Below are 11,980 nucleotides of genomic sequence, written 5' to 3'. Positions count from 1 at the left end.
TTGGGGGCTGTCCCAGCCCCTCTTTCCTTTTCGTCCAGCCGCGTGCATTCTTCAGCCCTCGACGGCGAATTCGGCAATATACTGCTTGCACACGATCTCGTAGCCCAGCGATTCGTACAGTCGAACCGCGCCTTCGTTTTCCGTCAGCACGTTCAAGTACACTTCGGCGCAAGCCGCCCTTCCATGGCGGGTCAGCTCCGCGCACACTTTTGTTCCGAGCCCCCTCCTTCTTCGCGCAACGTCCGTTCCTATGTTCCCCAGCTCCGCGTATTCGTCGGTAAAGACGTGGTAGCCGCCCGCCGCCACCAGCTCCCCCTGCTCCGTCACCCCGTAGAACGGATAGTTCAGTTCTTCCCGGGAAAAAGCCATCGCGTTCCACTCCCGCTGCTTGGCCTCGATCCGCTCGAAATACGAAGCGTCGAGCAGTTGAACCTGCGGTCCTTCAGACGGCAAAGGCAAAGCCTCTTCGCGAACGTGCTTCATCAGCAGCAGTTCCCTTGGAGGTCCCGTCCATCTCAGCTGCGCCTCCAGATCGGCCAGATCCTTCCCGTTGACGATAAAGCTGCCTGCGGCGCCGTCCGGCAGACTCAGCCGCGTTCGCGCGAACGACAGCAACGGACCTATTTGGAACGAACGGGCCAGAGGATACACGGAGAAGGCGTGAAACGGCAGCCCTCTTAAAAAAGCCAATACGCCGAGCAGTTCCCCCCGCTCCGAATACTGTCCGAAATGAATCGTGTTGGGCCTGCGGATCGTGAGATACGAGTAGTATAGAAAATGACGTTCCCTGTCTATCGTACTTAAAATTTGATCAAGCTCATCCGGCGTTAATTCTCGAATCAAGTCAATTGCTCCTCCATTCCCTCTTTTCCTCTACTGGCGCCCTTCCCGTTCCCATTGCGTCCCACGCCCTTCAACAGCGGATAGATGAGCGTGCACGGAAGCGTCGAGAACGCGACGAGCTCTGCCGTCATTTCCGACGTGAGCATAACGAACGTCAAATACGCGACCGGCGCGAACAGCGCGATGCCCGGCATCGCCGATAGAGCGGAGAGCAGCCCGGCCGCATTCCGTTGCACGGCGAAGCTGACGTTCAAGCCGATCAAGCTGAACAGGAGCGGCCACAGCAGCAGGTAGCTCCCGCCCGGCAGCCACAGCGCCGTTCCTGCGCATAACAGCATCCACAGCAGCAGCGCGCCGCCCCACAGATCGTCCGCCCGAATCAATCGGGAGACGAGCCGAACCGGCACGAACGCGATCGCCAGCGCCAATGCCAGCACGCCGACAAAATAGAACGCGGAGACGATCGGGTCTTCCACGATCTCCGCATATTGAGGAGGCGACGCCTCGGCCCGAACGATCGACCATGCCAGCGCTCCGATTCCGTATGTCAGGCCTATGCCGAGCAGCGCCAGCAGCAGGCCGCCTCCCAGTCCTCCGACGGTCAAGCGCCGCCGTTTGAATCCGTGCCATAGCGTGGCGAGGAGCAGCAGCGCGCACGGCAGTGTCAGACCGACCGCCCAAGTGTGCGTATAGCTGACCATCGTTCCGCCGAAAACGTTGAAATACACTCTATCCTCCCGCCGGATATTCTCCAGGTCCAATCCGCCGAAATGCCTCGCAAGGCCCAGCATATAGCTGCCGTGGTGCTGCAGGCTTGCGGCGTCCAGATTGTCCGGCGTATCGCTCTCCTTGTGGTAAGCGTTCAGCCCCATGGCGAACACGAAGTTCATGCCGGGCAGCCCGCTGTCCATAAGCGGGGTCAGATCGGTTTCGTTGGACAGCAGGTTATACGCATAATGCAGCAGGGAATACGCTACCGGCTGCGGAGCCCCCCGAACGAATTCCCGGATCAGGCCGCCGTTGTCCTCGCTCGTCTCGAACATAAAGGAAGGCCCGCGATTGCCCCGCGCGTCGAAATTAAGCGCCAGCCCGACGCTCCTTGCCAACGGGTGCTCGTACGCAAACGCTTTGGCTCCGTGCAGCCCCATTTCTTCCCCGTCCGTCATAAGCAGCAGCACGTCGTTCTTGAGCGGTTCGCCCGCTCTAAGCGCCCGCGCCGTTTCGAGCATGGCGGCGATGGCCGCCGCGTTATCTCCCGCTCCCGGAGTACCCGGGACGGAATCGTAATGCGCCATGAGCAAGACGGCTTTGCCGCTGCCGCCGGCCGTGCCGGGAAAACGTGCGATGATATTTTCGATGGGGACGCGACGCCCGGGTTCCCATATCGAATCGGCTTCCGCCGTCTGCACCTCCGGCTGAAGTCCGAGCCCTGTAAGCTCCGCCAGCAAAAAATCCCTCACCCTGTCATGGGCGGGCGATCCGGCAGGACGCGGCTCGGCGGCGATGACGCCGACCTTCTCCATCGCGCGTGCGGCGGAGAATGCGTCGGCCGGAGCGTCCGGACCGGCAGGCTGCGGAGCGCGAACCTGCAGCAGTCCGGCGAACAGCGCGACTAACAGCGCCGAGGCAATGCCGGTGCGCTTCAGCAGCCGCGCCGCGACCGCGCCGGCTCCGGCGGAAGCTCTGCCGGCGAGAGGCGGTTGAGAAGTCATGCAAGCCCTCCTGACGGACGAGTCGAATTGGCTGGCCGAAGCCGTCGTTGCCTGCGATCGCAACACAGCCGAAAAAGCCGTCAAGATTACATTCGCTTCTTGACGGCCCGAGACCTTCTTTGCTATTTTCCGACCCACACGTCTTTTGCGTACCGGCCTTCATGCTCCAGGGCGAGCAGCCAATCCGCCGCCTCCTGCGGCGTCGCTCCCCGCTCGTCGCGATATGCCTGCATCAGCGCGGCTTCGACGTCTGGCGCCATCCTGACGCCGTCTCCGCAAAGGTAAAGATGGCCTTGCCCGGATAACAAACGAATGATTTCGGAGGCGTTGCGGGACAGCAAATGCTGCACATACGTCTTGGACTTTCCTTCCATCCGCGAATAGGCGGTATGAAGCGTAACGATGCGCTCCTTCTCGTACTGCTCCAGCTCTTCCCGGTACAGATGATCCGCCTCGCTCCGGCAGCCGAAGAACAGATGAGCCTCGCCAAGCCCGGCTCCTTGCTTCTTCAGTTCCGCCCGCGCCTGAAGGAAACCCCGGAACGGGGCCACGCCCGTTCCCGGCCCGACCATAACGATCGGCGCAGCCGGATCTTCCGGCAGACGGAAGCCCGATTCGGGCGAGCGGACGAATACGAGCACGTCGTCGCCCGCTTGACGCCCGGCCAAGTAAGTGGAAGCGACGCCGCGATATTCGCCCAACCCGCTTCGGGCCGGCTCCCGGACGACGGCGACCGTCACGCTGAGCCGTTCCGGCTGGACGCGCGGCGAGCTGGAGATCGAATAGTAGCGCGGCTTAAGCGGCGGGAGCAGCTCCAGAAATTTCTCGAAGGGCAGCTCGCACGCTTCGTATTTGTCGAGCAAATCCAGCATCGATACACGCGGGTTCAGAATGCGCTCCTCGTAAGCGGCCTCTTCCAGGCAGCTCTCCAACTCGCGCTTATGCGGCGGGCAGACCGTATACGCGGCCATCTCCCGCAATTGCGCGCGGGTAGCCGGCTCCTGCAGCTCCACGCAATGGCTGAGCAGATCGGCTGCGTTCACGGGACGGTTCAGCGGCAGATGCGCAGCGCCGCTCCCCTCCGCCGTCAAGATCAATTGGCTGCTCGCGTTAAGGCGGAAGCGGCGAATGACGCGGTCGACGTTATCCTTGCCGTTAACCGGCAGCACGCCGAGATGATCGCCCTCCCTGTACGCCGTTCCTGCCGGTACGGCGATTTCGAGATGGCGCGTGCTCCGCCCGCTGCCCTCCGACTGAAGCTCGCAGTTGTCGCGCACGTCGGCGTACGCGGCGCCGTAGGTTCGCGCGAAGGGAACGTCCGGCGGCGCGTTGACGAACCGAACGCCCAGCGCCGGCCCTTCCCGCCCCTCGTCTCCGCCGACGTTCAGCTCGAACGTTTTGCCGATATCCGCCCACAGCGCCCGCCTCCACTGCCCGAGCTGCTTTTCCATATCGCCGCCGGCATCGGCTTCCGCCCGGGCGGAAATTCTGCGGCCTCCCTTTCGCTCAAGCAGCTCATCGATATATCGCGGTACGCTCTGGTACGTGTTCGACCAGTTGCGGTCGCCGCAGCCGAGCACTGCGTAGCGCACGCCTTCCAGTTCCCCGGGCTTGGCCTGCTCCAGCCATTTCACGAAGCCGGCCGCATTCTGCGGAGGCTTGCCGTTATAGGACGCGGTCACGATCAGCACCGCTCCGTCCGTCGGCAGCTTGCCGGCCCAATCGTTAAGCGGCGCGACCTCGCCCTTCATGCCGAATGCGCGGGCCGAATCGGCCGCCGCCCGGGCAATGCCTTCCGCCGTTCCGAGGTTGGAGCCGTACAGCACGAGCAAGGACGTCTTCTCCGCCCCCGGCATGGCGGTCGGAGCAAGCGGCTGGCGCTCCTCCTGCTGCCCGGCGATCTCTTCAGCCGCTGCCGGAGCCGCGCTTGCCGCCGATACTTGCCGTCCAGGACGAAGACGGACGCGCATCGTGAAGTCGCCGGGCTTAATCGTCAGCGTCTGCTTTACATCCAGCTGATAGTCGCGGTGATCGATCAGCTCGAAATGCCTGACAATCATGCCGAGCACAAGCGTCGCCTCATACAGCGCGAACTGCATGCCGATGCAGGCGCGCTCTCCGTTGCCGAACGGCTTGTAGGCATGATTCGGCACCTTGGACGGATCCTCGAACCGCTCCGGGCGGAACGAGTCGGCATCCTCTCCCCATGCCTCCTTATCGCGATGAAGCTGCGGCAGCAGCACGCTGACGGTGTCTCCTTTTTTCATCGGATACTGCCCGCCGATCACCGTGTCCTCCTTGGCGTACAAGTCGAACCCCGGAGCGGTCGGCCACAGGCGCAGCGACTCGTTCAGAATCATGCGGATGTACTTCAGTTGGGTAACCTGCTTGTGCGTCGGGATCGATCCGGTCAGCACGCGGTCGACTTCCTCGCAGGCGTTCTTGAGCGCGGACGGATTTTTCAGCAGAAAATAGAGCGCAAACGACAGCAGGCCGCTCGTCGTCTCGTGTCCGGCAATGAGGAAGGTGATGATCTGGTAGCGGATGTTCTCATCGTCCAGCGTCTCCCCCGTCTGCGGGTCTTTGCCGCTCAGCATGCGGGCCAGCAGATCGAGGTCGCCTTGGCTCCCCTTGGCCTTTCGCTCGGCGATAATTTTGTCCACCAGTTCGAACATCGTCGCGATATCTTCCTGGAACTGCCGCTTCGTCTTGACCATGAAGAAATTCTGGATGCCGAGCCGTCCGCTCCTATTCATCGCCTCGTTCAGCGCGCGCACCATGCTGACGATAAACGGGCTGTGGCTCTCCTTGTAGAAGCTGTTGAATCGATAGTTAAAACCGCATAAGCCAATCGTATCGAGCGTAAGCCGAGTCATGTCGTCAGCCACGTCGATGCTCTCGTCGGAATTCAGCCGCGCCCATTTCTGCACGAGCTGCAGAGCGATATCCGTCATCATGTCGTGGTAACCCTTCATCGCCTGCTGGCTGAACGTCGGCAGCAAAATGTTGTGCGCCTTGCGCCAGTTCGGCTCGTGCGTCCAGCTCGTGAACAGCCCGTCGCCGCTGAAGGCGCGCACGTTCTGCAATTCGCCGTAGACGTTCTTGTCGAACCGGGATACGTCGCACACTTCCGCCGCTAGCTTGTGTCCCGACACGACAAGCATGGAAAATCCGGGGCCCCGCAGCCGGTAGATCGGGCCGAGTTCTTCCGCCAGCTTGCACATGGACAGGGTCGGCTTTTCTTTATCGATCAAAGACAGATGGCCAAGCAAGCCGTAGGATTTCGGTTCGGGAACATAACCGGTCTTCATCGCGCTCCACATCCTCTCCGATTGGATATCGTCAGCCGCGATCCGCGCCTGCCGCCACACCGTGATACAACGTGTCGATAACCAGCTTCGCCGCCGATTTGCTGGCGATTCGCCCCTCGTGAACCTGCTGCCAGGTAACGAACAGCAGCGAATACAGCACTTCCAAAATCCAGTCCGCGCTCATATCCTCGCGGAATGCGCCCCCGCTCTGGAGCGATCGGATCGCTTCCCGGATCGGCTCCTTCACCCTTGCTTCGGCAGCGCTCATCTCTTCGCTGTAGTGAAGCGAAGTTTCGTTCGCGAGGAAGTTGATCTTGTCGCCAAGCGGAATAAGCGCTTCGATCAGCTCCCGAATGTAATCGTCGCCGATCTCCCCGACGGACCGAATCCGGCTTAACGTCTCCTCCACAACCTCGACCGCCCGCAAGCCGAGCTGCAGCATAAGCTGCTCCCTGCTTTCGATATAGCGGTGCAGCGTGGCGATGCCGATGCCGGCGTATTCTGCGATATCGTTTAACGAAGCGGTCGGCTTCTCGACGAGCAGTTCCGTCGCCGCGTCGAGAATGGCGCGAAGCTTCGCCTCCTTGGCTGCCGTTCTGCCGCTGCTCATAGCTTCTTCCTCCTCCTTTTCACTGTATATGATAGTATTATCTATCATTTGATATCATTTTATCTCATTTTAATTGCAATATCAACTCTGCTGCATGATGAAGGGGCTATCCCCATGAGTCAGTCCGACAAAAATGATGGACAGAAAGAATAGCCCGACGCAGTCGGGCTACAAGCTTCACCAACCTCTATTCTCTTTCTCTAACCCGACCCCATCCGGCTACAACCCTAAAAATGCGGTGCGGCTCGCTCTAACCCGACCCCATCCGGTTGCAGCCCTAAAAATGCGCCGTGGCTCGCTCTAACCCGATCCCATCCGGTTGCAGCCCTAAACACACGCCGCAGCTCGCTCTAACCCGATCCCATCCGGTTGCAGCCCTAAAAATGTGCCGCGCCTCGCTCTAACCCGCCCCAATCCGGTTGCAGCCCTAAACACACGCCGCGGCTCGCTCTAACCCGACCCAGTCCGGCTGCAGCCCTAAAAACACGCCTCGACTCACTCTAACCCGACCCAGTCCGGCTACAGCTCTAAAAATGCGCCGCGCCTCGCTCTAACCCGATCCCATCCGGTTGCAGCCCTAAACACACGCCGCAGCTCGCTCTAACCCGCCCCCATCCGGTTGCAGCCCTAAACACACGCCGCAGCTCGCTCTAACCCGACCCCACCCGGTTGCAGCCCTAAAAACACGCTGACGCTCGTCTAACCCGCCCCAGTCCGGATGCAGCCCTAAAAACACGCCGCAGTTCGCTCTAACCCGACCCAGTCCGGCTGCAGCCCAAAACACACGCCGCGGCTCGCTCTAACCCGATCCCATCCGGTTGCAGCCCTAAACACACGCCGCAGCTCGCTCTAACCCGACCCAACCCGGCTGCAGCCCTAAACACACGCCGCAGCTCGCTCTAACCCGATCCCATCCGGTTGCAGCCCCGCCAATCCCCCGATTACAGCCGCACGACCTTAGTCGCGATATTGTCGCAGAACTCGCTGTCGTGCTCCACGAACAGAAGCGTCGGCGAATGCTCCAGCAGCAGCTCTTCGATCTGCATGCGGGAGATGACGTCCACGAAGTTGAGCGGTTCGTCCCATACGTGCAGGTGCGCCTGCTCGCTTAGGCTGCGCGCGATCAGCACCTTCTTCTTCTGCCCGCCGCTGTAGGCGGACATGTCTTTCTCGAACTGAACCCGGGCAAAGTCGAGCTTGCGCAAAATGGACTTGAACAAGCTTTCGTCTATGCCGCTGCTCCTCGCGTAATCCGTCAAGCTGCCGCGCAAAAACGACGTGTCCTGCGAGACGTAGGAAATTTTGAGCTGGCTTCCCACCCTGAGCGTACCGTCGTACTCAAGCTTTTCCCCGCAGATCAGCTTGAGAATGCTCGATTTGCCGGAACCGTTCGGTCCCATTAGCGCGATTCTGTCCCCTTGCTCGACCGTGAAGGCGACGTCTTCGCACGCCGTTCTCTCCCCGTAGCGGATCGATACCCGGTCGAGCTCGACAAGCCGGCTTTTATGGTAAGCAAGCTGCGCAAGCTTCAGCTGTTCCGCATTTTCGACGTTTTTAAGCAGCTTCGACTTCTCGTCGATCGCCTCTTGCTGCCTGCGCTCCATCGATTTGGAACGCTTCATCATTTTCGCGGCCTTATGGCCGATATAGCCTCTGTCCACGAAGAAGTCGGCGTTCCGGATGCCGGTTTTCGACTTCTCCACCTCGTCCGACCACTTGCTCGTCCGCTTGGCCGCTTCGTTCAGACGCTTGATGTCCTTCTTCAGCTTCTCGTTCTCGGCCTGCTCGAAGTTGTCCTGGCGCTGCTTATTGTCCCACCAGTCGGAGAAATTGCCGCGCTGAATCTCGATATTCGTCTTGTTGATGGACAGAACGTGATCCACGCAGTTGTCGAGGAAGGCACGGTCGTGCGAGACGAGAATAAAGCCTTTCTTGGCCTTCAAGTAGTCGCTCACGATTCGTCTGGCGTTCAAGTCCAGATGGTTCGTCGGTTCGTCGATCAGCAGGAAGCTGTTTTCCTTCAGAAACAGCGCGGCCAGCAGCACCTTCGTCTGTTCCCCGTTGGACAGCGATTCGAACGGACGGTACAGCACGTCGTCCGACAGCTTGAGCAGCGACAGCTCGCGCGACAATTGCCAATACTCGTAGTCCGGCAATATTTCGTCGACGACGTCCAGCGTATTGCTTTCTTTGTTCCGCACGGGGAACGGAAAATACTCGAAATCCACGCTCGCGTGAATCGTTCCCTCATATTCGTATTTGCCCAGCAGCAGGTTGAGGAACGTCGTCTTCCCTCTGCCGTTCCTCCCCGTGAATCCGAGCTTCCAATCGGTATCGATCTGAAAGCTCGCGTTTTCGAAAATGTTATCGTAGCTGCCGTCATAGGCGAACGTAAGGTTTTGCACATTAATTAATGACATAAAATACATCCCTCCGCACAAATAAATAAGCCGCAAGAAAATTACATTCTCGCGACTCAAATAGATATACGGCTAACCCGACCCGCAAGCGGGCAGAATCAGGATATACGGTCTGAGCGAAAGAGGAATGCAATTTTCTTGCACGACAAAATAAAACAGACGATCGCTTGAAGCGATATTGTTTTACCGTTCGCAAGAATAATCACATTCGATCCATTCACTCCCAACATTAGAATACGTATATCCTAACACGATCAAAGAGTCATTTCAACCGGACTTCTCCTCCGCATTCGTTTGAAGCAGTATCTCCTCCCCTTCCGCCAGCATCGCTTCGATCGCTTCGTCCAGCGTTTTGGAATGATCGATGACCGCGATGAGCTCATTAACGATCGCAAGCGTAAGCTTCGCTTGAACCGGATTCGGAAGTGAAGCGAACGATTCATCTGCGTGGAGCAGAGGCTCAAGACTGTACAAGCCGGAGATGTCCCGGCCCTCCTGAGGCCGTATGAATTCGGAACGGCTGTACAGCACTTCCCTGCCCGCTCTGGACGTCACCTGGGCGAAATCGGCCGAATTGACGTATTGGACGAATTCCCATGCCGCCCGCGCGTTGCGGGTCGTCTTGCTGATGGCGAACACGCCGTCCAGACTATACGAGCCGCTCTTCGACCGGTCGAGCCCGTCTACCGGCGCGGAGACGACGCCCCAATCGAGGGCCGAAGAGCTTAACGCCCGAATCAAATACGACTGGCTGTAAGTCATCGCCGACTGGCCGGCAAGAAACCGATTGTCCCCGGCCGTCCTCATCGTTCTGGTCAGCTCTTCGGGCGAAGGATGGCGGAACGAACCGGAGCGGAATACGTCGACGATTGCTTCGAACGGCTTTCTCCACTGCTCGCCGTCAACCGTCAACCTTGACTTCGAGGCGTCCACCAGCTTTCTATTTTGGCCGGCAAGGCTGTACAGAATGTCGAACAGCGGAGACGAGTAGCCGTCGATCGTGAATCCGTAGAGCCGGCTGTCGTCGTCCCCGGCCGTCGGAAACCGCTTCGCCAGCTCGAACAGCTCTTCCCAAGTCATCGCGTTATGAGGAAGCATGACGCCGTGCTTCTCGAACAATTTTGCATTGTAGAAAATTCCGTAGGAAGAAAAATTCGGGCTTAGCCCGTACAGCTTGCCGTCCCCTTCCTGGCGAAGAAGCGCGAGGGACACAGGCGAATAGCTGTCCAGATCGAATTTGTGCTTCTCGATCCAAGGGTCCAGTTCAAGCAGCATTCCTTCCTGGGCCAACGTTCGGTAAGTATTGCCGAGATACAAGACGTCCGGCTGATGACGTTCGATATACTTGGCATACGCCTGAGCGGCAGTCAGGGTCGGGTCGGAATACAGGTCGTCCAAGCCGATTACTTCGAAGCTCACGTTCGGATACTTGCTCCGAAACATCAATCCGTAGTCGTCGTTGAATTGCTTCTCGCTCCAATAGCCGATTCTTATCGCCGCTTCTTCCTCCGAGCCGAGCGGCGCCCACTCACCGCTTGGCGCGCTTCCGCCGTCGCAGCCTGCGACGACTAGCGCAAATGCGAGAATCGCCGATTTTATCCGGCCTATATGGTTCATGTCGAACAGCCCCTTGACCGTTTTTTCTCGCGAGCATTCACGGTCTCGCCGCCTTCATCTGCGCCAGCAAAACATTACCGTCCTCGCGCATTGCTTCAATTGCCGCGTCCAGCGTCTTGATGCCTTCCGCCGCGGCCGTCAATTCGCTTGCGATCAACTGCACCAAGTCGACTTTAAGCCTCGGTTCGAGCGCCACGAACTCGTCGCTCGCATTCGCGACAGGATCCAGTGTATACAGTCCCGTCACGTCGCGCTCCGACGGAGGACGGATGTATTCGGTTCTGCTGAACAGGAAGTCGGAGCTCGATTTCGACTTGATCTGGGCGAACTCCCCGGAATTGGCGTACTTGACGAATTCCCACGCGGCGCGGGGGTTCGCAGACTGCCTGCTGATGACGAATGCCGGACCCGGATCGTAGGCGCTGCTCTGCGTGCGATTAAGCGCTTCGACGGGAGCGCTGACGACCGCCCAGTCGACGGAGGCATTCCCCAGTTGGCGAAGATAGAGATGATCCCGATACGTCATGGCCGACCTCCCCATCAGGAATCGGTCGTCCTCCATGAATCTCGTCCGCTTGGCGGTCTCTTCCGGCGTCGGCAAGTAGAAGGACCCGGATCGCACGACGCTGACGATCGATTCGAAAATCCCCCTCCAGGAATCGCCTTCCAGCCCGACCGCCGTCCCGTCCGCATTGAGAATTTTTCTGTTTTGCGCCATCAGGCTGTACACAATGTCCGTCAGCGGCGACGAAAATCCGTCCAACGCAAACCCGTACACCCTGTCGTTCCCTTCTCCGTCAGCCGGGAACCGCTTCGCCAGCTCGAACACTTCTTCCCACGTCATCGAATCGCGAGGCCGCTCTATCCCGTATTTCTCGAACAAGGCGGCGTTGTAATAGAGACCGAAGCTTCTGAAATTCGGAGACAGACCGTACAGCTTGCCGTCCCCTTCCTCCCGGAGCTTGGCGAGAACGGCCGGCATGTAGCCGCTCAAGTCGTACTCCTGCCGCTTGATGATCGGGTCCAGCTCCAACAGCTTGCCTTCCTCCGCAAGCCACCGGTGCTTGTCGACAAATAGAATATCCGGGCGGTTCTCTTCGATATGCCGGTTGTATAATTCGGTAACCGTAAGCGACGGATCCGAGCCGACCGGAAGCCCGATCACTTCGAATTCGACGTTCGGGTAATAACTTTTAAACAGATTCCCGTAATCCTCATGGAACGACTGCTCGTCCCAGTACATCACCTTTAACGACGCCTGTTCGTCCTGCTCGAACGTTTTCCATTCCCCTCCGCCGTCCGGCTTCGAAGCGCATCCCCCGGCTATTAGCGCTAGAGCGGTTGCGGCGATCAGCATCACGTGCCTCTTACTCAACGGTATCCACCCCCGGTTTTAGCTGCGCAATGATGCCATTTTATTACAAGTGTGCGGAAAATTCAGCGCATCGAGGAATAGTCCGTTGATTA

7 protein-coding genes are annotated in these 11,980 nt (G+C 59.1%); all 7 read right to left on the bottom strand.

The genetic code is table 11. The annotated features are described in order from the left end of the window. Window positions 1-51: 51 nt before the first annotated feature. The 7 genes from B0G52_RS17440 to B0G52_RS17410 all read right to left on the bottom strand — a co-directional run bounded on the left by B0G52_RS17440 (window position 52) and on the right by B0G52_RS17410 (window position 11,888). Window positions 52-843: a GNAT family N-acetyltransferase gene (locus tag B0G52_RS17440; RefSeq protein ID WP_094046612.1), complete on the bottom strand. Its 792-nt coding sequence runs from the start codon at window positions 841-843 to the stop codon at window positions 52-54. Then, window positions 840-2,555 (bottom strand): M28 family peptidase, encoded by a 1,716-nt coding sequence (locus B0G52_RS17435; protein WP_094046610.1) that lies wholly within the window; start codon window positions 2,553-2,555, stop codon window positions 840-842. Before B0G52_RS17435 ends, B0G52_RS17440 begins: the two co-directional genes overlap by 4 nt. Window positions 2,556-2,677: 122 nt before the next feature. After that, a complete protein-coding gene (locus B0G52_RS17430) occupies window positions 2,678-5,866 on the bottom strand; it encodes a bifunctional cytochrome P450/NADPH--P450 reductase (protein ID WP_094046608.1) in 3,189 nt (1,062 codons plus the stop codon). Between the two features lie 31 nt (window positions 5,867-5,897). Then, window positions 5,898-6,476, bottom strand: a complete 579-nt coding sequence (locus B0G52_RS17425; protein ID WP_094046606.1) for a TetR/AcrR family transcriptional regulator — start codon at window positions 6,474-6,476, stop codon at window positions 5,898-5,900. Window positions 6,477-7,417: 941 nt separating this feature from the next. After that, the gene (locus tag B0G52_RS17420) at window positions 7,418-8,896 is read right to left on the bottom strand and encodes an Lsa family ABC-F type ribosomal protection protein (protein WP_094046604.1); all 1,479 of its coding nucleotides are present in this window, start codon (window positions 8,894-8,896) and stop codon (window positions 7,418-7,420) included. A 267-nt stretch (window positions 8,897-9,163) separates the two neighbouring features. Then, the gene (locus B0G52_RS17415) at window positions 9,164-10,513 is read right to left on the bottom strand and encodes an ABC transporter substrate-binding protein (RefSeq protein WP_094046602.1); all 1,350 of its coding nucleotides are present in this window, start codon (window positions 10,511-10,513) and stop codon (window positions 9,164-9,166) included. A 37-nt stretch (window positions 10,514-10,550) separates the two neighbouring features. Continuing rightward, complete coding sequence (locus B0G52_RS17410; protein ID WP_143762582.1) at window positions 10,551-11,888, bottom strand: ABC transporter substrate-binding protein; 1,338 nt, start codon at window positions 11,886-11,888, stop codon at window positions 10,551-10,553. Window positions 11,889-11,980 lie beyond the last annotated feature (92 nt).

Source organism: Cohnella sp. SGD-V74 (assembly GCF_003001675.1).
Classification (GTDB): domain Bacteria; phylum Bacillota; class Bacilli; order Paenibacillales; family Paenibacillaceae; genus Cohnella.
This window is presented reverse-complemented; position numbering and strand designations above follow the sequence as displayed.